Below are 22,622 nucleotides of genomic sequence, written 5' to 3' on the forward strand. Positions count from 1 at the left end.
GGCTATCGCTTCTGTGCTATGCTCTTCGGGTGCAAAGTTTTAGGTCCTTCCAAGCAAGACTTGATTCGCGCAATCCGCTAAACGGTCAGGCCGTGTCGCGGAAGGTTCTGTAACCCGCTATTTCTCGAGAAACTCGAAGAAAGGTGAGCGTAAAAATGATGAAGCAATTCCAGTCGAACTCTTATCTGTTCGGCGGCAATGCTCCGTACGTAGAAGAAATGTACGAAGCGTATCTCGATAATCCGGCGTCAGTGCCCGAGAACTGGCGCAGCTATTTCGACGCGTTGCAGAACGTCCCTGCATCGGATGGCAGCAATGCCAACGACGTGGCCCATGGCCCGATCGTCGAATCGTTTGCTCAACGGGCCAAGGCTAATGCCTTCATCCCGCGCACGGCAGCTGGCGGCGAAGATCTCGCTACCGCTCGCAAGCAGGTTTATGTGCAGTCCCTCATCGGCGCATATCGCTTCCTCGGCTCGCAATGGGCCAACCTCGATCCTCTGAAGCGCCGCGAACGTCCCGCTATCCCCGAACTTGAACCCGCGTTCTACGACTTCACAGAAGCCGATATGGACCAGGAGTTCAGCGCAACGAATCTGTACTTCGGATTCGAGCGTGCGTCGCTGCGCGAGATCGTCAAGGCATTGCGGGACACGTACTGCGGCACGATCGGCGCCGAGTACATGTACCTGAGCGATCCGGAACAGAAGCGCTGGTGGAAAGAGAAGCTCGAATCGATCCGTTCGACGCCGAATTTCTCCAACGAGAAGAAAAAGCACATCCTGAATCGCCTGACGGCCTCTGAAGGCCTCGAGCGCTTCCTGCACACCAAGTACGTTGGCCAGAAACGGTTCTCGCTCGAAGGCGGCGAAAGCTTCATCGCCTCGATGGACGAAGTCGTGCGTCACGGCGGCGCGAATGGCGTCCAGGAAATCGTCATCGGCATGGCCCACCGCGGCCGTCTGAACGTGCTGGTCAATACGCTCGGCAAGATGCCGGCTGACCTGTTTGCCGAATTCGAAGGCAAGCACGTCGACGACCTGCCGGCCGGCGACGTCAAGTATCACAAGGGGTTCTCGTCGGACGTCTCGACCGAAGGCGGCCCGGTTCACCTGTCGCTCGCGTTCAACCCGTCGCACCTTGAAATCGTCAACCCGGTGGTCGAAGGTTCGGCGAAGGCGCGTATGGATCGTCGCGGCGACGACAGCGGCCTGCAAGTGCTGCCGGTGCAGATCCACGGCGACGCGGCCTTCGCAGGCCAGGGCGTCGTGATGGAAACGCTGAACCTCGCGCAAACGCGCGGTTACGGCACGCACGGCACGCTGCATATCGTCATCAACAACCAGATCGGCTTCACCACGTCGGATCCGCGCGACTCGCGTTCCACGTTGTACTGCTCGGACGTCGTCAAGATGATCGAAGCGCCGGTGCTGCACGTGAACGGTGACGATCCTGAAGCGGTCGTGCTGGCTACGCAGTTGGCCATCGACTTCCGGATGCAGTTCCACAAGGACGTCGTCGTCGACATCGTCTGCTTCCGCAAGCTGGGTCACAACGAGCAGGACACGCCGGCTGTCACGCAGCCGCTGATGTACAAGACGATTGCGAAGCACCCGGGCACGCGCGCGCTGTACGCTGAAAAGCTGGTGCAACAAGGCGTGATCAAGGCTGAAGACGCTGACGAATACGTCAAGGCGTACCGCAAGGCGATGGACGAAGGTCACCACACGGTCGACCCGGTTCTGTCGAACTACAAGAGCAAGTACGCAGTGGACTGGGTGCCGTTCCTGAACCGCAAGTGGACCGACGCAGCCGATACGGCCGTGCCGCTCGCGGAACTGAAGCGCCTCGCTGAGCGCATCACCACGATCCCGGAAAACTTCAAGGTTCACCCGCTGGTCGAGCGCGTCATCAACGACCGTCGCGCGATGGGCCGCGGTGAAGCGAAGCTCGACTGGGGCATGGGCGAACACCTGGCATTCGCGTCGCTGGTCGCATCCGGTTACGCCGTGCGCCTGACCGGTCAGGACTCGGGCCGTGGCACGTTCACGCACCGTCACGCGGTGCTGCACGATCAGAACCGCGAACGCTGGAACGACGGCACGTATGTCCCGCTGCAGAACATCGCTGAAGGTCAGGCGAAGTTCAACGTGATCGATTCGGTGCTGTCGGAAGAAGCGGTGCTGGGCTTCGAATACGGTTACTCGACCGCTGAACCGAATACGTTCGTCGCGTGGGAAGCGCAGTTCGGCGACTTCGTGAATGGCGCGCAAGTCGTGATCGACCAGTTCATCTCGTCGGGTGAAGTGAAGTGGGGCCGCGTCTCGGGTCTCACGATGCTGCTGCCGCACGGCTATGAAGGGCAGGGTCCGGAGCACTCGTCGGCACGTATCGAACGTTTCCTGCAACTGTGCGCAGACCACAACATGCAGGTCGTTCAGCCGACCACGCCGGCGCAGATTTTCCACCTGTTGCGCCGTCAGATGATCCGCCTGTTCAGGAAGCCGCTGATCGTCGCTACGCCGAAGTCGCTGCTGCGTCATAAGGAAGCCGTGTCGGATCTGTCGGAACTGGCCAAGGGTTCGTTCCAGCCTGTGATCGGCGAAATCGACGAAGCAATCGACGCGAAGAAGGTCAAGCGCGTGATCGTGTGCTCGGGCCGCGTGTACTACGACCTGCTGGCACATCGCCGCGAATCGAAGTCGAACGACGTCGCAATCATCCGTATCGAACAGCTCTATCCGTTCGCGCACAAGCAGTTCGAAGCGGAAATGAAGAAGTACGACAACGCGACGGAAGTGGTGTGGGTGCAGGACGAGCCGCAGAATCAGGGCCCGTGGTTCTACATCGAGCACCACCTGAAGGAAGGCATGAAGGAAGGGCAGAAGCTGGCATACAGCGGACGTCCGGCTTCGGCTTCGCCGGCAGTCGGCTACTACGCGAAGCACTACGAGCAGCAGAAGGCGCTGGTCGAAGGCGCTTTTGGCCGTCTCAAGAGCTCGTCGATCGCTAAATAATCACAAGAGCCGAACCGGGAAAGCGCGCTGCGCTTTCCCGTGCCGCCTCTAGCGACCGGTTCGACGGTTCAGTCGCGGCATTCGAGGTTCGCAGGCGGTCGTCGAGTCCATGGATCGCGCGCCGTCACCCGATACGTATTCAGGATATTCATAATGGCTATTGTTGAAGTCAAGGTTCCCCAGCTGTCCGAGTCGGTCTCGGAAGCCACCATGCTGCAGTGGAAGAAGAAGCCCGGCGAGGCTGTTGCACAAGACGAAATTCTCATCGAAATCGAGACCGACAAAGTCGTGCTCGAAGTGCCGGCACCCTCGGCCGGCGTGCTCGCGCAAGTGATCTCGAACGACGGCGACACCGTCGTGGCGGATCAGGTGATCGCCAAGATCGACACGGAAGGCACGGCAGGCGCCGCTGCCGTTGAAGCCGAAGTGAAGCCGGCACCGGTTGCCGCACCGGCTCCCGCCGCTGCACCGGCCGCCCAGGCCGCATCCGCAACGGGTGCGAACACCGCTGCTTCGCCGGCTGCCGGCAAGCTGATGGCGGAACAGGGTCTGGCCGCTGGCGACGTCGCCGGCACGGGCCGCGACGGCCGCATCACCAAGGGCGACGTGCTGGGCGCGGGTCAAGCCGCACCGGCTCCGGCTCCGGCTGCCAAGGCCGCACCGGCTGCCGCACCGAAGGCTGCCAAGCCGTCGCTGCCGGACGTCAAGGCGCCGGCATCGGCCGACCAGTGGCTGAAGGACCGCCCGGAACAACGCGTGCCGATGTCGCGTCTGCGCGCGCGTATCGCCGAGCGTCTGCTCGAGTCGCAGCAAACCAACGCTATCCTGACCACGTTCAACGAAGTGAACATGGCGCCGGTGATGGATCTGCGCAACAAGTACAAAGACAAGTTCGAAAAGGAACATGGCGTGAAGCTGGGCTTCATGTCGTTCTTCGTGAAGGCGGCCGTTCACGCGCTGAAGAAGTACCCGCTGGTGAACGCGTCGATCGACGGTAACGACATCGTCTATCACGGCTACTTCGACATCGGTATCGCGGTTGGTTCGCCGCGCGGCCTGGTGGTGCCGATCCTGCGCAATGCAGATCAGCTGAGCCTCGCTGAGATCGAAAAGAAGATCGCCGAATTCGGCCAGAAGGCCAAGGACGGCAAGCTGTCGATCGAAGAAATGACCGGCGGCACGTTCTCGATCTCGAACGGTGGTGTGTTCGGCTCGATGCTGTCGACGCCGATCATCAACCCGCCGCAATCCGCGATTCTGGGCGTGCACGCCACCAAGGAACGCGCTGTGGTCGAAAACGGCCAGATCGTGATCCGTCCGATGAACTATCTGGCGATGTCGTACGACCACCGCATCATCGACGGTCGCGAAGCCGTGCTGTCGCTGGTCGCCATGAAGGATGCGCTGGAAGACCCCGCGCGCCTGCTGCTCGACCTGTAAGCGCTGGTTTGGCGGGTGCCGGCTTGTCATCGCGCAAGCCGGCACCATATAAGCATCAAGCAAGCAGCACGTCTTTCGCATTCCGCAGTACTGGGACGACGCCCGCCACGAAGCGTGGCCGCGCGCCGTTCCGTCATCAAAAGGATTGTCATGTCCAAAGAATTTGACGTCGTCGTGATTGGCGCAGGCCCCGGCGGCTACATCGCCGCAATCCGCGCAGCGCAGCTCGGCAAGACGGTCGCGTGTATCGAAAAATGGAAGAACCCGGCCGGCACGCTGAAGCTCGGCGGCACGTGCCTGAACGTGGGTTGCATTCCGTCGAAGGCGCTGCTCGCGTCGTCGGAAGAATTTGAAAACGCGTCGCACCACCTCGCTGATCACGGCATCTCCGTGTCGGACGTGAAGGTCGATATCGCGAAGATGCTGGCCCGCAAGGAAGGCATCGTCGAGAAGATGACCAAGGGTATCGAATTCCTGTTCCGCAAGAACAAGATCACGTGGCTCAAGGGCCATGGCAAGTTCACCGGCAAGACGGACGCCGGCGTGCAGATCGAGGTGAGCGGCGAAGGCGAAACCGAAGTCGTGACGGCGAAGAACGTCATCATCGCAACGGGTTCGAAGGCGCGCCATCTGCCGGGCATTCCGGTCGACAACAAGATCGTTGCCGACAACGAAGGCGCACTGACGTTCGACTCCGTGCCGAAGAAGCTCGCGGTGATCGGCGCGGGCGTGATCGGTCTGGAACTCGGCTCGGTGTGGCGCCGTCTGGGCTCGGACGTGACCGTGCTCGAAGCGCTGCCGGAATTCCTCGGCGCCGCGGATCAGGCGCTGGCCAAGGAAGCCGCCAAGCAGTTCAAGAAGCAGGGCCTCGACATCCACGTCGGCGTGAAGGTCGGCGAAGTGAAGACCACCGACAACAGCGTCTCGATCGCTTACACGGACAAGGACGGCAACGCGCAAACGCTCGAAGCCGACCGTCTGATCGTGTCGATTGGCCGCGTGCCGAACACCGATAACCTCGGTCTGGAAACGATCGGCCTGAAGGCGAACGAACGCGGCTTCATCGACGTCGACGACCATTGCGCAACGGCTGCGCCGAACGTGTACGCGATCGGCGACGTGGTGCGTGGCCCGATGCTCGCGCACAAGGCTGAAGACGAAGGCGTGATGGTGGCCGAAATCATCGACGGTCAGAAGCCGCATATCGACTACAACTGCATTCCGTGGGTAATCTACACCGAGCCGGAAATCGCGTGGGTCGGCAAGACGGAACAGCAACTGAAGGCCGAAGGCCGCGAAGTCAAGACGGGTCAGTTCCCGTTCATGGCGAACGGCCGCGCGTTGGGCATCAACAAGGCGGATGGTTTCGTCAAGATGATCGCCGACGCGAAGACCGACGAACTGCTGGGCGTGCACATCATCTCGGCGAACGCATCGGACCTGATCGCGGAAGCCGTGGTGGCGATGGAATTCAAGGCGGCGTCGGAAGACATCGGCCGCATTTGCCATCCGCACCCGTCGCTGTCGGAAGTCATGCGTGAAGCGGCGCTCGCCGTGGACAAGCGCGCGCTGAACATGTAATCACGCGCACGCCTGACTGAACGCAATTCTGGCATCACCACAAAGGCGGGCGGGTTCACTCCCTCCCGCCTTTCTTTTTGCAGCAACACAATGAACGTCACCGAATACTACGAAAAAGAACTGCAGACGCGCGGTTATCAATCGGACCCGGCGCAACGCGCGGCGGTTGACCGCCTGCAGCGGTGCTTTGAAGAGTGGACCGAATACAAATCGCGCCGCTCGAATGCGTTCAAGAAACTGCTCATCCATCCGGATCTGCCGCGCGGCGTGTACATGTGGGGCGGAGTCGGGCGGGGCAAAAGCTTCCTGATGGACAGCTTCTACATGATCGTGCCGCTGCACCGCAAGACGCGGCTGCATTTTCACGAGTTCATGCGCGAAGTGCACCGCGAACTGGAAGAGCTGAAAGGCACGGCCGATCCGCTCGACGAACTCGCACGCCGCATCGCCAAACGTTACCGGCTGATCTGCTTCGACGAATTCCACGTATCCGATATCGCCGACGCGATGATCCTGTATCGCCTGCTCGACAAACTGTTCGAGAATGGCGTGCAATTCGTGATGACCTCCAACTACGATCCGGACACGCTGTATCCGGACGGTCTGCACCGCGACCGCATGCTGCCGGCCATCGAGCTGATCAAGAGCAAGCTCGACGTGGTCAATGTCGACGCGGGGATCGACTACCGTAAGCGCACGCTGGCTCAGGTCGAGGTGTATCACACGCCGCTCGGCGCGGCTTCGGATAAAGCATTGCGCGACGCGTTTTCGCGCCTTGCAGCGGTTCCTGATGAGAGCCCTATCCTGCGCATCGAAAAGCGCGAGCTGAAGGCACTCCGGCGCGCTGACGGCGTCGTATGGTTCGATTTCGCGACGCTCTGCGGCGGTCCGCGCTCGCAGAACGATTATCTGGAGCTGGCGAGCCGCTTTCACGCTGTGATCCTGTCCGGCGTGCCGCAGATGTCGGTGCGGATGGCCTCGGAGGCGCGCCGCTTCACCTGGCTGATCGACGTTTTCTACGACCACAAGGTCAAGCTGCTGATGTCGGCAGCGGTGCCGCCCGACCAGCTGTATCTCGACGGTCCGATGGCCAACGAATTCACGCGAACGGTGTCGCGTATCGTTGAAATGCAATCGAAAGAGTATCTCGACGCGCCGCGCCGGATTGTCGATACGTCGCTGACCTAAGCGGCCGTGTGACGCGGCCGCGGATGCTTTGCGATAGATCACACGGTCCGCTCGCCGAATGGGCGGTGTCCGAAGGCGCATTTTCAAGATTCGGATTGGTCTTATATTCCGTCCGCTCACGACTGGATATCTTCTTTGTCATGGTTCTGACAAAGGAGATACCATGAATCCGTACCGCGATATCAATGATGAAGAATGGCAGCGCGTCGCACCGCTGCTTCCCGAACTGCGTCCGCGCTCCGAACTGCGTGGCCGGCCGCTTGCCAATACCCGCTCGGTGCTAAACGGCGTGCTGTGGGTGATGTACAGCGGCGCGACCTGGTCGGCCATGCCGCGAAAATACCCGTCGTATCAAACCTGCCATCGCCGCTTCAAGGCCTGGTTCGAATCCGGTGTGCTCAAGCGCGTCATGGATCAACTGTTTGGCGCTGCTAGCGAAGAACTGTGTGGTTTGATGGGAGCACGTATGCGCACACACGTCGGCACACGGGAGAAGGGCGTCGAGGCAGAAAAGGTTCAGGTCCAGGCACCGGCCGTGTACAACCCCGCAGCGGCCAAGCCGCTGCCGTCTTCGCCGTTCGCGTATGCGTCGTCGCCTTTCAAGCACGCTGCATGACGAGTCCAACCAGCCGAGTTCATCCAACAAAACGGCCGGGCGATGGCGATCGCCGGCCGGTTTTTCAGGATCTATCCGCGTAGCAGTAGCGGGCGCAGTGAGTCCCGCTGCTGTGTCGTTGGTAGTCCAGACCATCACGTCAGGTATCGCCGCCTGAGCCAGGCCCCAACTATTGTTGGCGAATCCACGTCTGCGAGCGGCCCAGCAGCGCCACGCCGATATAGCCACGCACCACCAGCTTGTTGCCACCATCTTCCAGGTGCATCTTGCACTTGTAGAGCTTGCCGTTTTCCGGGTCGAGAATCTGCCCGTGATCCCAACCGTCGCCGTCCTTTTTCATGTCGCTGATGATGGTCATGCCGAGAATCAGCTGATCCTTGCGCGCGTCGGTGCATGCGGTGCAGCGGCGGTCGGGTTGATCGTTTGCGCCCAATCCCTTGATGACCTTGCCGTTCAGCGAGCCAGCGCTGTCTGGTGCGATTTGCACGAGCGCCTTGGGCTGGCCGGTGTGGTCGTCGATCGTTTGCCAGGTGCCGACCGGACTATCGGTCTGCGCCATCGCAGTGACGGCGCTGGCGAGCAGCACGCTGGCGAGAGCAGCATGTTTGGCAGTGCGGAGCGCGGCGGCGCGCGCGCGTTGCGTGAATTTCGTGAATTGCATCGTGTCTTCCTCCTTGATAAAAGACGGCGCGATCATGGTCGCGCGACGTTATGGGCGTCTTGGGCGATACTTTTGACCCAGTCGGGTTTCAAGCCGCCGTGACGCCTGATGTTGCCTCTCAGGTTCTACTTCAGCTGCATCGGTTTGCGACACGGGGGTTGAGCGTCGCGGGTCGAACATCGTCAGCGCAGAATACGTGAAAGTGCGCGCGCCGTTTGATAGTGGAACCTCTAATCACAGGGCGGCGCCTTACATTTTCAGTTCAACTGATACAAGAACGTGGCGTTGATACGCGGACTGCGCGACGTCGTGCGATGCTTAGACCGAGGCCGTGCCGATCACGCTTTGCGTATTGCTCAGCAGGATCGGATAGGCCAGTGAGCCGCCCACCTTGTCATTAATAACCGTACGCTCGATATACGAGGGCAGGCCGGGGTTGTCGACCGGATTGCCGCGATAGTGCGATGCATCGATCCTGGCGATCAATCCGTTGCTGCCGATCGGCACCGCGCCGTGCGCCGCGAGATAGGTCACGTTATCGCGGCCTTTGGGGAGCAGGGTCGACACGCTTAGTTGTTCACCGAGCGCGGTCAGGCCGTTCTCGGTCGCGGTGAGCAGGCCCTGCACGCCGGGGTGATTGAAATCGATGCCGGTGCTGACGTCGAACGGTTTGCGGTCGACGTGTACTAAAACAAAAACTATTCGAGCAGGATTTACATGGACCACAAGTCGAAACTACGACAGATTGCCCTAGCGCATTCATCGCGATGGGGGTTGTGCAGGGTGTTGATGCGCAGGCTCTGCCGGATAGCCGCGCGAGCGCTGCCGTTGTTTCCCAACCGGGCGCGCTGGCGGCGTTGCCGGCCACTTCGCAGGCGGGTCAGGTGCACACTGGCGCGTTGACACCGGACGAGGCGAAGCAATCCGCAACGGACAATGTTGCGGAATTGAAGCAGATGATCCACGGGTCGGATCTAAGCGAATTGCGTACGGCGTACAACGGCAGCTACGGTGCAAGCTTGCTGTTTTACGGCAAGGAAATGACGCATTACATTGCGCTGTTCCAGCGGAAGAACTTCTGGCGCGTCATTAAGACGCAGGACGTGACGCGTGCCGACATGATCTACAAGGATTTTGTGCGTCAGACGTTGCAACTGTCCGACGTCGAGATTCGGCGTACGCAGCTCGAGGCACAGAAGGCGTTCACGGAGCGGATGATCGCGTTGTCGCAGGATCGGGCTAGCCGCTTGCAGGCTGACCTGGATGTGGCGCGGCAGCAGCAGAATATTGGCGTGAGCCAACAGCAGCAGACGCGTGCCGAGGCAATGGCGTTGGCGCAGCAGAAGGCCGCGGCACAGGATCAATTGCGAGCTGCGCAGCGGCAGGTGCAGCAGTTGCAGATCCACTTACTACTATTCTAGTGCCGCTTCTTCCCAGCCGAAGGCACCGTCCCCATTGGCAAGTGCCGTGGCTCTCTCATATCGATAGCGACTGGATCACTTGCAGGAAAGCTTTCCTCGAGAGCCTCATCGAGTCGACTTTCCGTCGCCTTAACGGCCGGCTCCGTTTCTTCATGTTGTGGTGCGAGTTGTTTCTGCCTGGTCATGACGTGCTCCTTGCAAAGAGTGTCAACGATTCAGCATAGCGCAAAGCGCGGCTCACAGAGTGCGGGGCGAAGCACCTGACCCAAACCCGAACGCCAGCCCCTAAGCATCCGCTTCAAAAAAACCCGGAAAAAAATCAAATCCATCCCGCATCAAGCCGTTCTCCGAATGCCACGTACAAAAAACCACCATCGGCATGCAGAACCGCAAACCCGACAGCGCATACCCCTCACCGGCATGCCTGGCCGAGGAAGGAACGCCAAACCAGCAAGCAAACGGAAGGCAGCAAAACACCATGAGTCCAATGACCCCTGCGCGCGCGCAGCGCTACACCGCTTCACACGTGGTCGAAGCCGAACTGGAACATCTGGATTGGGCAACGCGCCAACCGACGCTTCGCATGCTGGACGCCGTCTATTGGCGGCGCCGCGTGCTGGGGGTCAAAGGCGGTTTCGAACTGTCAGATCAGCAGGGGATGCGTCTGGAAAAGATTTTGCAGCGGCTCGGCCATTCAGCGGATTAGCCAGCCGCCGCAGCGGCCGTTTATTCGTTGCCGCCGGTCGGGCCACCACTGCCACCGCCGTGATTGCCGCCGCCATGATTACCGCCCCCATGGTTGCCGCCGTCGCCGCCACCCGTGCCGAACAGACGCCGGCGGCGTGTGACGACCACCGGGCCGTCCGACGTGCCGCTGCGCTCCGACGATGCCGGCCGGTCGGACGAGCTTTGCGCACCGTACGACTCGCGCGGTTCACGCGGTTCACGATGATCGCGCGGTTCACGCGAGCCGTGCGGGCCACGCGTGGTGTGCTCGCCGTGCGAAGGCCGTCCGGCCCGCGGCGCCGGACGCGTGCCGGTGTCGAGCTGGATCGTCGAGATCGCGCGCTTGTAGATGCCTTGCAGGCCGACAGGCGTGCGCAGCATCACCAGATACTGATCGAACGACTCGATACACCCTGTCAGGCGAATGCCATTGACAAGATAGATCTCGACGCGCTTTCGTTCTTTGCGCGCAGCGTTCATGAAATCGTTTTGCGGGTGCGATTCTGCGGAAGCCATGGACAATTCAGGTTAGAAAGACGGTTGTTCGCTGCGATTCTACCCTGTGTAGGGGCGCAACGCGTCAACGGGCGAACTGGGTCCACTATAACGGCTTGCGCGCACATAAGCATCTGATAACTATTGACTGTAACGTTGAGTTACGAATCTGCGGACGAATGACGGCTCGACTGCCGTGCCCACGTCGGCCGGCGTGGGTGGCGGAAAAAGATGGCGCCTGCGGACGATCGGACGGAATAAATCCGCGTCTGGTCGCGTTAAGTCAGCATGGCAGCGCGTTTTTTCCGCACCTGACCTGGACGTGAGCCACGAAGTGGTTCAGCGGGTTGCGGCGCGGAGTGCGCAGGCCTCTTCTTCTTCAGGAGACTTACATGAAAGCAACCCGCATTCTTTCCACTGTCTTTGTGCTCCTCGCATTGGCGCTCGGCTCGCTCGCGACGAGCGGCTGCACGTCGGCGACCGATACGGGCGCGTCCGGCAGCAGCGGTGGCAGTGGCAGCAGTGGTGGCTATTAAGCCGCTACGCGCCGGGTGAATTTCGAAGCGGAAGTGATTTCGTGGCTCCCGCAGTTGCGCCGCTATGCGCGCGCACTGACGGGCGACCGCGCCTGGGCCGACGACCTCGTGCAGGATACGGCGGAGCGTGCGCTCGCGCGCTGGGCGGCATTCCGGCCGAACAGCAACCTGCGCGCGTGGCTGTTGACGATCCTGCGGCATCTCTACATCGACCAGTTGCGCGGCCGCCGCGAGATCGCCGTCGACGAGGAAAGCGCGCCCTGGCGCAATCTCGAAGCGCCGCATGGCGAGGTCGACGGACTGGTGCTGCGCGATCTGCAGCGGGCGCTGTATTGTCTGCCGGTCGAGCAGCGGGAAGTGCTGCTGCTCGTCGGCGTGGAGGAACTGACGTACCAGGAGGCGTCGCGCGCGCTCGGCGTGCCGATCGGCACGGTGATGTCGCGCCTGTCGCGCGCGCGTGAACACATGCGCGTGCTGCTGACGGATGGACCGTCCGAAGGATCGGCGCAGGGTTCGGCGTCGAACGCGACGCCAGGTTCGACCCGCAAGGCCCCGCCACTGAAAGTAGTGAGAAATCCGTGATGAGCAACGACGACCACGATTCCAGCTTGCCCGAGGGGCTCGATCTGCGAGCGCTGTCGGCGTTCGTCGACAGTGAATTGCCGCCCGCGCAGCATGCGGCGATCGAGGCGCAACTGGAGCAGCATCCACAAGCCGCCGCGCGGGTGGCCGCATGGCGCGCGCAGACGGCCGCTTTGCGGGTATTGTGCGGCGCGCCACAGCGCAATGCAGGCCACGCGGGCCATGCAGGCAACGAGGCCGAAGAGCCGGCTTTCATCGTGGTGCAGCGCTCGGCGCCGTGGTGGCGGCACGCGGGCCTCGCGGCATGCTGGCTGGTGGCGGGCGCGGGGCTCGCGCTTGCCCTGGGGCCGCTCGCCCCGCGTCTGACGGGCGGCGCGTGGGGCGGTCTGGGCACCGCGCCGATGAACTTCGCGGAGCGCGCCGACATCGCCTACGCGGTCTATACACCCGAGAAGCGCCATCCGGTGGAAGTCGCGGCGAGCGAGGAAGAGCATCTGATCAACTGGCTGTCCAAACGCCTGAACCGGCCGTTGTCGGTGCCGTCGTTGCAGGAGTACGGCTACTCGCTGGTGGGCGGACGCCTGTTGCCCGGCGAAGCCGGACCGGCTGCGCAATTCATGTACGAAAATCACAGCGGTGCGCGGCTCACGCTGTATATCACGGGTATTCCGCGCGACGAGACCGCGTTCCGCCTGTTCCGCGAGGGCAACCGGCGCACCTTCTACTGGGTCAGCGACCGCATGGGCTACGCGCTGTCCGGGCCGATCGCGGAGGGCAAGCTGCGCTCGATTGCCGTCGACGTGTGCAGCGCGCTCGGCGGTAAGCCGGAGACCTGGCAGTAAGCTGGCCGTAGCGGGGCGGGCGCTGCAACATGCTGTAACAGAAAAGCCTGACACCGGTGCGCCGGCCGCGGAATAGCGCCGTCGGGCGATCCGTTTACTCGCTGCAGGGCCCTGCTGTCGCGGCGCGAATGCGAGCGGCAGGCAGGGTCTCGAGCGAGGCTAACCGACGGAGTCTTCACGGTGCCGACGCGCCGCTTGCGCGTCGCTACGCCGGCGCGTCGAGGCAGCGAAATCATGCTTACTTTCCATCAGTTCGGCACGGGGCTATGCTCCAGCCTATGCGGTCTGTGTCTGTGTGCCGGCTGCGCGGCGCAGACGGATGCAACCGCGTCACCGGACGACACGGCGACGTGCCGCTTTGTCGCGGGTCAGGCGGAAATCGACGGCGTCATGCAGCAGATCACCGGCCGCGCGTGCCTGCAGCCGGACGGCACCTGGCAGATCGTCGAGGGTGACGAGGGTGCGTTTGCGTATACGCCGGCGCCGGCGCCGGTCTATTACTACGATCCGTGGTACTGGGGGCCGCCGGTGATATTCGGCGTTGGCGTATCGTTCATTTTCGTCGACCGTTTTCATCATTTTCATCACATGAACCATGTGCATTACACGCACACATCGTATGGCATGGGAATGGGCGCTCGCGGCGGCTGGCATGGCGGCGCGCCGATGCACAGTTGGGGCGGCATGTCGCATGGCGGTGGAGGAATGCGCCGCTAGCGTGCCGCCGGGCGCATCGGGCGCGGCCGGGGAGTGCCCTTGACGCGCAGCCTGCCGCCCACCCTCTCCGCCGCCCAGTTCGACCGCGCGCTCGCCGCCTGGCGTTCGATTGTCGGCGATCCGCAGGTGGTGACCTCGGCGGCGGGGCTCGCCGCCTATCTCGATCCCTTCGCGCCCGGCGAGCGCGAAGCGTTCCATGCGAGCGCCGCGCTGCTGCCCGCCTCCGTCGACGAAATTCGCGCGGTGTTGCGGATTGCCAATCAATATCGCATTCCGTTGTGGACCGTCTCGACCGGACGCAACTTCGCCTATGGTGGCGCCGCGCCGCGCTTGCCGGGGTCGGTGGTGCTCGATCTGCAGCGGATGAACCGGATCATCGAAGTGAACGAGGCGCTCGCCTATGCGCTCGTCGAGCCGGGCGTCAGCTACTTCGATCTGCATGCACATCTGCGCGAACGAGGCTACAAGCTGTGGGTCGATCCGCCGGCGGCGGGGTGGGGCAGTGTGGTCGGCAATACGCTTGAGCGCGGCTTCGGCTACACCGCGTATGGCGATCATGCGGCGACGCAGTGCGGCATGGAAGTGGTGCTTGCCAATGGCGACGTGCTGCGCACGGGCATGGGCGGGATTGAAATCGGCACCGCGTGGCAGCTCTATCAGCCGGGCTATGGCCCTTCGTTCGATGCGATGTTCATGCAGTCCAACTACGGCATCGTCACCAAGCTGGGCGTCTGGCTGATGCCGGCGCCGCCCGCGTATCTGCTCGGTGAAATCCAGTTCCGTCATGAACAGGATCTCGAAGCGATCGTCGAAATCTTGCGGCCGTTGCGTCTCGATGAAACGATTCGCAACAACGCGGTGATCGAGGGCGGTTTGCGGCGCGCCGCGGGACTGTCAGCGCGGGCGCAGTGGTACGACGGCAAAGGCGCGATGCCGGAGAACGCGGTGACGGCGATGCTCGAAAAGCTGAACGTCGGCCGCTGGAATCTGCATTTCGCACTGTACGGCACGCCTGAATTGGTCGACGCGCGCTACGCGATCGTGCAGCGAGCCTTTGCTCGCGTGCCCGAGGCCAGGCTCTCGGCCGCACGCTATGCCGGCGACACGGAGCCGTCGGCGGGCGGCGATCGCAACCTCGCCGGGATTCCGGCGATGAGCGCGTTTCGCATGCTCGACTGGCGCGGCGGCGCGGGCGCGCATGTCGATTTCGCGCCGTTATGCCCCGCGACCGGACGTGACGCCCTGCGCCAGTACACGATGGTCAAGACGCGCGCCGCGGAGTATGGCTTCGACTACTACGGCGGTTTCACCGCGGGCGTGCGCCATCTGCATCACATTTTCGCGGCGATCTTCGACCGCGACGACGCGAACCAGGTCGAACAGGCCGGCGCGTTGGTACGCTCGCTGATGAGCGATGCGCGCGCGGCTGGCTATGGGGAATATCGCGCCCATCTCGCGTATATGGATTTTGCTGCCGCCCAGTACAGTTTCAACGACGGCGCATTGCTGCGGCTCTCGGAAACAATCAAGGACGCGCTCGACCCGAACGGCATTCTCGCGCCGGGCAAGCAGGGGATCTGGCCGGCGGCCTGGCGTGACCGGCGCGGCTATACCTGAGGACGTCATCAAATGGACCGACGCACCTTCGTGATGACCGGCGCATGGCTTTCGACGGCGGCGAGCGGCGCATGGCCATGGCTCGCGCACGCGGCGGCGCGTGGCAACACGGTCGCGGTGGTCGACTCCACGTTAGCGGGCGGCCCTTCGTTCGCGGATTATGTCGCGCACATGAAGCTGAGCGCTTTCGAGGCCGGTGACGATATCGGCGCGCTCTGGTACGGAACGCTTGCGCCACTGTTTGCGCAAACACATGCGCAATCCTATGCGCAAGCGCCGCTGTCGCTCATCGGCCTCATACGCGCATCCGATTACTTTGTGCTCAAACAGTTTGCCACGCGCGCGGGGCCCATGATCGAACACCGCCACGAGCAGGGGAGTGGGCGCATCGCACATGTCGCTTTCGTGCTTGCGCCGCACGCCACCCGTTAGAACTTATACGTCGTGTTCTTCGGATCGAACGTCGAGTCGTCGAAGGCTTTCGGCGTGATGGTTTCGAAGACGATTCTCTCGAAGAGCTTGCCGTCGTTATCGTAAGACTCGACTGAGCGGAAATACGGATGCCGCAGATCGAGCCCGAGCGTTTCTTTTTTCGCGTAGAACTGCGGCTGGCCAATCGGCGTTTCGAAAGTGAAGGCGACCACGCGCACGCCGTCGATGGTTTTGACTTCCACCTGGGTGGAGCGCGGCAGGCCGGCCTTGATGTATTTCTTGCCCTCGGCGAGGTATTGATTCGCGATGTATTCGGTGCCGAGATCGCGCACCTGATGGTGCGATTGCGCGTGCGCCAGCACGCCGTTCAACGATGCCCACACCGGCATGACATTGAGCAGGCCGCCGAGATGGCCGTACATTTCGTCGCTTCGCTTCGACTCGTCGTAGATGATCTCCTGGCCGGCGTGCGCGCCGCCGGGCAGCCACTTCGCGTAGATTCGCAGCGGGTCGTGTGCGAGACGCACCAGCATGTGATCGGCCTTGTCGGGCCACTGGCCGTGAATGCGTTCCTGGCGCGACATCGTGAACTCGTACGACGGATAGCCGTTGGGGCCTTCCTTGATGTAGCGCGGCAACGCAAGCGGATCGAGCGACTGGAACAGTTGCACGAGTTGTGCGTCGTCGAGCTTTTCCATCGCACCGCTTCGTTGCGCGGCGCGCAGCCACTTGACCTGCTGATCCAGCGTGAGCTTGCCGACCTGTGCCGAAGGCGTGCTGGGCGCCTTGACGGCGCTGGCCGTATCGAGCGGGGGCGGCGCGTCGTCGTTCTGCGCGACCGCCGGGGACGCCGTGACCGCCGCCATGCCCGCTATCAGTGCACCGATCAATAGACCACGCGATGCCACCGCACGCAACGAACCCTGCTTCGACGACGCCGGCGACGCGGCTATTTCCAGCGATAAACGGGTGAGACGCATGAAGGCCGGCGTAAGGCGGGAAAGCGCGGGCGTGCTGTGCTTCATGAATCTCTCCGGGGGTGTGGCGCGAAGCGCCTTTGCTGTCAGGCAGGCTTTTGCTTCGCGAGTTCCTCGTCACGTAGCGCACGGCGCAGAATTTTGCCGACATTGGTTTGCGGCAGTTCATCGCGGAACTCGACAAGTTTCGGCACCTTGTAGCCGGTCAGATTCTTGCGACAGTGAGCGATTATCTGCTCTTCCGTCAATGACGCATTGCGCTTGACGATGAACACCTTCACGCGTTCGCCTTGCGCCGCATCGGGCACGCCGATTGCGGCGACCTCGCGCACATCGGGGTGCATCGCGATCACGTCTTCGACTTCATTCGGATAGACATTGAAGCCCGACACCAGAATCATGTCCTTCTTGCGATCGATCAGACGCATGAAGCCGCGCGAATCCATTACGCCGATGTCGCCGGTCGCGAGCCAGCCGTCAGCATCGAACACCTTGGCGGTTTCTTCCGGACGGTTCCAGTAGCCTTTCATCACTTGCGGGCCCTTCACGCACAGTTCGCCCGCTTCGCCGATATTCGCCCACGTGCCGTCGTCTTTCCTGAAACGCACCTGGGTGGACGGCGCGGGCAAACCGATCGAGCCTTCGAAATCGCGCAGATGGGTGAGGTCGACGGGATTCATCGAGACGATCGGCGAGCACTCGGTCAGGCCGTAACCTTCGACGATCGGTACGCCGGTCACCGCCTTGAAGCGATCGGCGACCGATTTTTGCGTCGCCATGCCGCCCGCCATCGCGAGCTTCAGGTCGGAGAAGTCGCGTTTGCAGAACTCTTCGTTGTCGAGGAACGCTTTGTAGAGCGTATTCACTGCCGTCATGCCGGTGAATTTCTCGTGACGGATGATCATCATCACGCGCTTCATGTCGCGTGGATTCGCGATCAGGATGTTGCGCCCGCCGAGTCCCATGAAGATCAGCGCGTTCACGGTCAGCGAATAGATGTGATAAAGCGGCAGCGGTGTAAGCACCGTTTCGATGCCGCCGCTCAGTTGTCCCTCGGACCACACCTTCGCCTGCAGCAGATTGGCGATGATGTTCCTGTGCGTGAGCATCGCGCCCTTGGCCACGCCCGTGGTGCCGCCGGTGTATTGCAGGAAGGCGATGTCGTTATGCGTGGGGCGCACCGGCGTCAAGGGACGCGTGTAGCCGATTGCGAGTGCTTCGAGCAGTGGCACCGCTTTCGGCAGGTTGTACGCCGGCACCATTTTCTTCACATGGCGCAGCATGAAATTGAGCAGACGTCCCTTCAGATTCAGGCCGTCCGCAAGCAGATCGCCCAGACCGGTGACGATCACGTTCTGCACCTTGGTGCCGGGCAGCGCGTCTTCCACGGTCTTCGCGAAGTTCTCGAACACGATGATGGTTTGCGCGCCGCTGTCTTTCAACTGATGCGCGAGTTCGCGCACCGTGTAAAGCGGATTCACATTCACCACCACGGCGCCGGCTTTCAGCGCGCCGAACAGCGACACCGGATACTGGAACGTGTTCGGCAGCATGATCGCGACGCGCTCGCCCGGCTTCACGCCGATGCTCTGCAGATACGCGGCGAATGCGGTCGCCTTGCGGCCGAGTTCGCCATACGTCAGATTCGCGCCGACGCTCACATACGCGACACGCTCGCGGAACTTCTCAATGCATTCGTCGAAGAACTGCGAGACCGAGTCGTATTGCGCCACGTCGATTTCATGCGGCACGCTTGCCGGATACGACGGGTACCAGACGCCGTCGGTGTTCGGCGCCGGATTCGTCGGATTCGCCGCGTATGCCGCCGGTGCGGACGCGGCAGTGGGCGACAGCGGGGTTTGAGTAGGCTGGGTCATCGGTCGTCTCCTGAAGCCATGGCTTCATCTGTTTATGTGCTGATCGCGTTCGAGAATCGCCACCACGCCCTGGCCACCCGCCGCGCAGATCGAAATCAGGCCGCGCGCGGGGCCGGCCGGTTTTTCGAGCTGCGCGAGCATCTTCGCGAGCCCGGCGACGATCCGGCCGCCGGTTGCCGCAAACGGATGACCCGTTGCGAGCGAGCTGCCGTTCACATTCAATTTGGTGCGGTCGATTGCGCCGAGCGGGCCCGGCAAACCGAGTTGCGTGCGGCAATATTCATCATCCTGCCATGCCGCGAGCGTGCACAACACCTGTGCGGCGAAAGCTTCGTGAATTTCGTAAAGATCGAAGTCCTGCAAGCTCAATCCGGCGCGCGCCAGCATGCGTGGCACGGCGTAGGCGGGCGCCATCAGCAGGCCTTCCTTCTTGTCGAAGAAGTCGACAGCGGCGGTTTCCGACCAGCTCAGATACGCCAGCACCGGCAGGCCATGTTCGGCCGCCCATGCTTCGCTTGCGAGCAGCACGGCGGATGCGCCATCGGTCAGCGGGGTCGAATTGCCGGCGGTCAGGGTGCCGGCGTCGCGGTCGAACACCGGCTTCAGGGCGGAGAGCTTTTCGAGCGTCAGGTCCGGGCGCAGATTGTTGTCGCGCGCGAGGCCGCGGTACGGGGTCATCAGATCGTTCACGAAGCCACGCGTGTACGCCTCTGCAAGCTTGCGATGGCTCTCGTAGGCAAGCACGTCCTGCGCTTCGCGGGAAATGTTCCAGCGCTTGGCCATCAGCTCGCAATGTTCGCCCATGGAAAGCCCGGTGCGCGGCTCGCCGTTGCGCGGCAGAAGCGGCTTGAAAAACATGCCGGGCCGCAGCTTGCTCAGCGCGCTGACACGTTGGCCAGTGCTCCTGCCGCGATTCGCTTCGAGCAGGATCTTGCGCATCCGCTCATTGACGCCGATCGGCGCATCGGAGGTGGTGTCCACGCCGCCCGCGATGCCTGCCTCGATCTGCCCGAGCGCAATTTTGTTGGCCACCAGAATCGCCGCTTCGAGACCCGTGCCGCACGCCTGCTGCACGTCGTAGGCGGGCGTCTCCTTCGCGAGCGTGGTGGACAGCACGGTTTCGCGCGTCAGGTTGAAGTCGCGTGAGTGCTTGATGACGGCGCCGGCCGCCACTTCGCCCAGGCGCTCGCCGTGCAGGTTGTAGCGGTCGATCAGGCCTTGCAGCGTGAAGGTCAGCATGTCCTGATTCGACGCAGTCGCATAGGCGGTATTCGAGCGGGCAAACGGAATCCGGTTGCCGCCGACGATGGCGACGCGGCGCACGGCGGGCTGCGGGTTGGACATGCTCGGCTCCTTTGGGTCGTGGCCGGTTTGCTCTGTTTATTGAACGATGCGAACGATGCGAATGAAGGCGTGCTTCATTGCAGCTTCCACTGCATGCGTCCGCGTAAATGTGGCTTTTCCCCGGCAATATCGCGCACTTCGATGTCGCGTTCGATCAGCGAAGGCGAGGCGCTCCACAGCGACGCTTCGCCCGGCAGCAGCATCGGCAGTTTGAATTCGGCGCTGAGCGTGGCTTCGGCGAGCGGCTTGGGCGGTTGCGACGCCGAGGCGGCGCGCGCCAGCGTCCACATGCCATGCGCTATCGCGCGCGGAAAACCGAAGGCTTTGGCGGACAGCGCGCTCAGGTGAATCGGGTTGTAGTCGCCGGATACGCCGGCGTAGTCGCGGCCCAGTTGCGGCGCGAGTTGCCAGCGCGCGATGCGTTGCAGCGCGTCGTGGCCGAGTTCGAGTCCATCGAGCGGGCTGCCGAGCGCCGGCACGCCGCGTTTCAGATAGACGCTGTCGCCATCCCACACCGCTTCGCCACGGCGGTACAGACGTGAATGCAGCACGAACGCCTGGCCTTTGTCGTGACGCAGCAGCGCGCCGAATTCCACCTCGACGCGTAACACGTCCTTATAGGCGAGCGGCCGCCGCAGCCGGACATGATTGGCCAGATGCACGAGCCCGAGAGCGGGCCATGGAAATGCCGGATCGGTCAGCATCAGCAGATGCAAGGGAAACGCCAGCAGATGCGGATACGTGAGCGGCACGCCATGTTCGGGGATGAAGCCGCACACCCGCGCGTATCGCCAGATCGGCCCTGGGTCGAGCGGCGCGGCGGGGCGCACGAGACGCAGCGCCGGCAATTGCGTGTCGCGCCCGCGTTTGACGATGCCGGACAATGCGCGCGCATAGAGCTTGGCCGGCGCGGGCAAGGTCTCGATGACGACGGTCTTCGGTCGGATCGCGCTGCCTGCATGAGCGCCCCTGAACGGATCACCCGGCTCACCCATGGTTACGCTCCGATCAGGCTTTGTCCGCACACGCGCACGATCTGGCCGCTCACGCCCGCCGACCCCGGATGCGCGAGCCACGCGATGGTCTGCGCGACGTCGACCGGCTGGCCGCCCTGGCTCAGCGAATTCATGCGGCGCCCGGCTTCGCGAATCGCCAGTGGAATCTTCGCGGTCATCTGCGTTTCGATGAAGCCCGGCGCGACCGCGTTGATCGTAATACCGCGTGCGCGCAGATGCGGTGCCATGCTTTGCACGCGCCCGATCACGCCCGCTTTCGAGGTGGCGTAATTGGTCTGGCCGAGATTGCCCGCGATACCGCTGATCGACGAGACGCCGATAATGCGGCCGCCGTCGCGCAGGATGCCGGCCGCGAGCAGCGCGTCATCGATCCGTTCCTGCGCGGAGAGGTTGATGTCGATCACGCTTTGCCAGGCGCCTTCGGTCATCTTCGCGATGGTTTTGTCCTTGGTGATGCCGGCGTTGTGCACGACGATGTCCACGCCTTGCTCATCGAGCGCCGCGGCGATTTGCGCGGGCGCTTCAGGCGCGGCGATATCGAAGGCGAGGGCGGTGCCGCCAAGCTGGCGGATCGTGGCGTCGAGCGCGTCGCGCGCCGACGGAATATCGATGCCGATCACGTGCGCGCCTTCGGCCGCCAGCACGCTGGCAATCGACGCGCCGATGCCGCGCGCGGCGCCGGTGACGACCGCGCGGCGCCCCGCGAGCGGTTGATTCCAGTCGAATGCCGGCATGGCGTCAGTGCCCGCGCGCACGCCGATGCGTACCACCTGGCCCGACACGTACGCGGAACGCGGTGACAGGAAGAATCGCAGGGTCGCTTCCATGCCGTTCCCAGCACCCTGTTCCACGTACACGAGATTCGCCGTCACGCCGCGGCGCGCCTCCTTGCCGAGCGAACGCGTGAGACCTTCGAGCGCGCGCTGCGCGGTCCACTGGCGCGGAGTCGCGCAGGCCTCGGGCGGCCGTCCCAGCACGATGATCCGGGCGCATCTGCCGAGTGAGCGCAGCGTGTCGTGAAAGAAGCCGTATAGCGGTTCGAGCTGGCCGCTGTCTTCGATCCCGCTCGCATCGAACAGCAGGGCAGAGAGCCTGCCATGCGAGCCGGAGTCCGCCGGTTCGAAACGCCCGGTCATCAGGCCATGACGATTCGCGAGCGGCACCCACAGCCCTGCGCTTTCATGCGCGACGCTGGTTACGCCGATACTGGCGACCAGGTTCGCGAGCGCGTCGAGCAGATGCGGTTCGCGTCCCGCGCCGATCGCGACCAGTCCGTCGAACTCGGGCTGGTCCGCGCGATAGCGGCGCAGCACCTCGGGCTTGGGTAGGCCGAGCGAGCGGGCGAGGCGCGCACCGACCGGCGAATTGACGAAGTTCAGGTAAGAGTCGTTCATATTATTCGATGCTCCGCTGGCCACGTCCGAAGAAAATCCCCGTCCCCGCAGGAAGTTGCCCTGGGGAGTTCAATGATACGGATGTGCGTCAGTGTGCACCCAGTCTGGCGCACCGGGTGCGGCTCGGCAGGATGTTTTTGGGG

General features: G+C 62.9%; 19 protein-coding genes and 2 pseudogenes. 13 read left to right on the plus strand and 8 right to left on the minus strand.

What is annotated here, in order from left to right:
- Positions 1-155 precede the first annotated feature (155 nt).
- From PQR27_RS06955 to PQR27_RS06975, 5 genes are all read left to right on the plus strand, one after another.
- Positions 156-3,017, plus strand: coding sequence for a 2-oxoglutarate dehydrogenase E1 component (locus PQR27_RS06955; RefSeq protein ID WP_408522976.1), 2,862 nt, complete (start codon positions 156-158; stop codon positions 3,015-3,017).
- Between the two features lie 153 nt (positions 3,018-3,170).
- Positions 3,171-4,457 carry a 2-oxoglutarate dehydrogenase complex dihydrolipoyllysine-residue succinyltransferase gene (gene odhB / locus PQR27_RS06960; RefSeq protein WP_408522977.1) on the plus strand — a complete coding sequence of 429 codons (1,287 nt, stop codon included), beginning with the start codon at positions 3,171-3,173 and terminating at the stop codon, positions 4,455-4,457.
- Between the two features lie 150 nt (positions 4,458-4,607).
- Positions 4,608-6,038: a dihydrolipoyl dehydrogenase gene (gene lpdA, locus PQR27_RS06965; protein WP_408522978.1), complete on the plus strand. Its 1,431-nt coding sequence runs from the start codon at positions 4,608-4,610 to the stop codon at positions 6,036-6,038.
- Between the two features lie 90 nt (positions 6,039-6,128).
- The gene (gene zapE, locus PQR27_RS06970; protein WP_408522979.1) at positions 6,129-7,226 is read left to right on the plus strand and encodes a cell division protein ZapE; all 1,098 of its coding nucleotides are present in this window, start codon (positions 6,129-6,131) and stop codon (positions 7,224-7,226) included.
- A gap of 163 nt (positions 7,227-7,389) precedes the next feature.
- Positions 7,390-7,842 carry a transposase gene (locus PQR27_RS06975; protein WP_408522980.1) on the plus strand — a complete coding sequence of 151 codons (453 nt, stop codon included), beginning with the start codon at positions 7,390-7,392 and terminating at the stop codon, positions 7,840-7,842.
- A 169-nt stretch (positions 7,843-8,011) separates the two neighbouring features.
- Here the strand turns inward: PQR27_RS06975 and PQR27_RS06980 are convergent, their stop codons facing one another.
- Both PQR27_RS06980 and PQR27_RS06985 read right to left on the minus strand, forming a co-directional pair.
- Positions 8,012-8,503, minus strand: coding sequence for a DUF2147 domain-containing protein (locus PQR27_RS06980; protein ID WP_408522981.1), 492 nt, complete (start codon positions 8,501-8,503; stop codon positions 8,012-8,014).
- A gap of 324 nt (positions 8,504-8,827) precedes the next feature.
- Positions 8,828-9,184 (minus strand): annotated as a pseudogene (locus PQR27_RS06985) (ShlB/FhaC/HecB family hemolysin secretion/activation protein); the annotation flags it as partial.
- 36 nt (positions 9,185-9,220) lie between these two features.
- On the opposite strand from PQR27_RS06985, the pseudogene PQR27_RS06990 reads away from it, so the two are divergent.
- Positions 9,221-9,924, plus strand: a pseudogene (locus PQR27_RS06990) (DUF2968 domain-containing protein).
- A gap of 478 nt (positions 9,925-10,402) precedes the next feature.
- On the plus strand, positions 10,403-10,630 hold the full coding sequence (locus PQR27_RS06995) for a hypothetical protein (RefSeq protein ID WP_408522982.1): 228 nt from the start codon (positions 10,403-10,405) through the stop codon (positions 10,628-10,630).
- A gap of 20 nt (positions 10,631-10,650) precedes the next feature.
- On the opposite strand, the gene hfq is transcribed toward PQR27_RS06995, so the two are convergent.
- Positions 10,651-11,166, minus strand: coding sequence for an RNA chaperone Hfq (gene hfq, locus PQR27_RS07000; RefSeq protein WP_408522983.1), 516 nt, complete (start codon positions 11,164-11,166; stop codon positions 10,651-10,653).
- Positions 11,167-11,537: 371 nt separating this feature from the next.
- Between hfq and PQR27_RS07005 the strand changes: the two genes are divergently transcribed.
- The 6 genes from PQR27_RS07005 to PQR27_RS07030 all read left to right on the plus strand — a co-directional run bounded on the left by PQR27_RS07005 (position 11,538) and on the right by PQR27_RS07030 (position 15,871).
- Positions 11,538-11,681 carry a hypothetical protein gene (locus PQR27_RS07005; RefSeq protein ID WP_408522984.1) on the plus strand — a complete coding sequence of 48 codons (144 nt, stop codon included), beginning with the start codon at positions 11,538-11,540 and terminating at the stop codon, positions 11,679-11,681.
- Between the two features lie 15 nt (positions 11,682-11,696).
- Positions 11,697-12,263 (plus strand): RNA polymerase sigma factor, encoded by a 567-nt coding sequence (locus PQR27_RS07010; protein WP_408522985.1) that lies wholly within the window; start codon positions 11,697-11,699, stop codon positions 12,261-12,263.
- On the plus strand, positions 12,263-13,105 hold the full coding sequence (locus PQR27_RS07015; protein ID WP_408522986.1) for an anti-sigma factor family protein: 843 nt from the start codon (positions 12,263-12,265) through the stop codon (positions 13,103-13,105). The genes PQR27_RS07010 and PQR27_RS07015 overlap by 1 nt, the downstream gene beginning before the upstream one ends.
- A 234-nt stretch (positions 13,106-13,339) precedes the next feature.
- Entirely contained in the window at positions 13,340-13,822 is a 483-nt protein-coding gene (locus PQR27_RS07020; RefSeq protein WP_408522987.1) for a hypothetical protein, read from the plus strand.
- A 39-nt stretch (positions 13,823-13,861) separates the two neighbouring features.
- Positions 13,862-15,439, plus strand: coding sequence for an FAD-binding oxidoreductase (locus PQR27_RS07025; protein ID WP_408522988.1), 1,578 nt, complete (start codon positions 13,862-13,864; stop codon positions 15,437-15,439).
- Between the two features lie 12 nt (positions 15,440-15,451).
- Positions 15,452-15,871 (plus strand): hypothetical protein, encoded by a 420-nt coding sequence (locus tag PQR27_RS07030; protein WP_408522989.1) that lies wholly within the window; start codon positions 15,452-15,454, stop codon positions 15,869-15,871.
- Here PQR27_RS07030 and PQR27_RS07035 read toward each other — a convergent pair.
- The 5 genes from PQR27_RS07035 to PQR27_RS07055 form a co-directional block, all read right to left on the minus strand.
- Positions 15,868-16,737 (minus strand): DUF1571 domain-containing protein, encoded by an 870-nt coding sequence (locus tag PQR27_RS07035; RefSeq protein ID WP_408525431.1) that lies wholly within the window; start codon positions 16,735-16,737, stop codon positions 15,868-15,870. The genes PQR27_RS07030 and PQR27_RS07035 overlap by 4 nt on opposite strands.
- Positions 16,738-16,934: 197 nt before the next feature.
- Entirely contained in the window at positions 16,935-18,725 is a 1,791-nt protein-coding gene (locus PQR27_RS07040; protein ID WP_408522990.1) for an AMP-binding protein, read from the minus strand.
- 24 nt (positions 18,726-18,749) lie between these two features.
- Positions 18,750-20,069 (minus strand): acetyl-CoA C-acetyltransferase, encoded by a 1,320-nt coding sequence (locus PQR27_RS07045; RefSeq protein ID WP_408522991.1) that lies wholly within the window; start codon positions 20,067-20,069, stop codon positions 18,750-18,752.
- Between the two features lie 74 nt (positions 20,070-20,143).
- Positions 20,144-21,064, minus strand: coding sequence for a MaoC family dehydratase (locus tag PQR27_RS07050; RefSeq protein WP_408522992.1), 921 nt, complete (start codon positions 21,062-21,064; stop codon positions 20,144-20,146).
- A 2-nt stretch (positions 21,065-21,066) separates the two neighbouring features.
- Positions 21,067-22,479, minus strand: coding sequence for a 3-oxoacyl-ACP reductase (locus tag PQR27_RS07055; protein ID WP_408522993.1), 1,413 nt, complete (start codon positions 22,477-22,479; stop codon positions 21,067-21,069).
- Positions 22,480-22,622: the final 143 nt, after the last annotated feature.

Source organism: Paraburkholderia fungorum (assembly GCF_046027215.1).
GTDB lineage: Bacteria > Pseudomonadota > Gammaproteobacteria > Burkholderiales > Burkholderiaceae > Paraburkholderia > Paraburkholderia fungorum_D.

Excerpts from the sequence above, each read along its gene's own strand:
- PQR27_RS07055 (WP_408522993.1), bottom strand. The coding sequence starts at position 22,479 with ATGAACGACTCTTACCTGAACTTCGTCAATTCGCCGGTCGGTGCGCGC.
- zapE (WP_408522979.1), top strand. The coding sequence starts at position 6,129 with ATGAACGTCACCGAATACTACGAAAAAGAACTGCAGACGCGCGGTTAT.
- PQR27_RS07030 (WP_408522989.1), top strand. The coding sequence starts at position 15,452 with ATGGACCGACGCACCTTCGTGATGACCGGCGCATGGCTTTCGACGGCG.
- odhB (WP_408522977.1), top strand. The coding sequence starts at position 3,171 with ATGGCTATTGTTGAAGTCAAGGTTCCCCAGCTGTCCGAGTCGGTCTCG.
- PQR27_RS06995 (WP_408522982.1), top strand. The coding sequence starts at position 10,403 with ATGAGTCCAATGACCCCTGCGCGCGCGCAGCGCTACACCGCTTCACAC.
- PQR27_RS07015 (WP_408522986.1), top strand. The coding sequence starts at position 12,263 with ATGAGCAACGACGACCACGATTCCAGCTTGCCCGAGGGGCTCGATCTG.
- PQR27_RS07040 (WP_408522990.1), bottom strand. The coding sequence starts at position 18,725 with ATGACCCAGCCTACTCAAACCCCGCTGTCGCCCACTGCCGCGTCCGCA.
- PQR27_RS06955 (WP_408522976.1), top strand. The coding sequence starts at position 156 with ATGATGAAGCAATTCCAGTCGAACTCTTATCTGTTCGGCGGCAATGCT.
- PQR27_RS07005 (WP_408522984.1), top strand. The coding sequence starts at position 11,538 with ATGAAAGCAACCCGCATTCTTTCCACTGTCTTTGTGCTCCTCGCATTG.
- PQR27_RS06975 (WP_408522980.1), top strand. The coding sequence starts at position 7,390 with ATGAATCCGTACCGCGATATCAATGATGAAGAATGGCAGCGCGTCGCA.
- PQR27_RS07050 (WP_408522992.1), bottom strand. The coding sequence starts at position 21,064 with ATGGGTGAGCCGGGTGATCCGTTCAGGGGCGCTCATGCAGGCAGCGCG.
- lpdA (WP_408522978.1), top strand. The coding sequence starts at position 4,608 with ATGTCCAAAGAATTTGACGTCGTCGTGATTGGCGCAGGCCCCGGCGGC.
- PQR27_RS07020 (WP_408522987.1), top strand. The coding sequence starts at position 13,340 with ATGCTTACTTTCCATCAGTTCGGCACGGGGCTATGCTCCAGCCTATGC.
- PQR27_RS06980 (WP_408522981.1), bottom strand. The coding sequence starts at position 8,503 with ATGCAATTCACGAAATTCACGCAACGCGCGCGCGCCGCCGCGCTCCGC.
- PQR27_RS07045 (WP_408522991.1), bottom strand. The coding sequence starts at position 20,069 with ATGTCCAACCCGCAGCCCGCCGTGCGCCGCGTCGCCATCGTCGGCGGC.
- PQR27_RS07035 (WP_408525431.1), bottom strand. The coding sequence starts at position 16,737 with ATGGCGGCGGTCACGGCGTCCCCGGCGGTCGCGCAGAACGACGACGCG.
- hfq (WP_408522983.1), bottom strand. The coding sequence starts at position 11,166 with ATGGCTTCCGCAGAATCGCACCCGCAAAACGATTTCATGAACGCTGCG.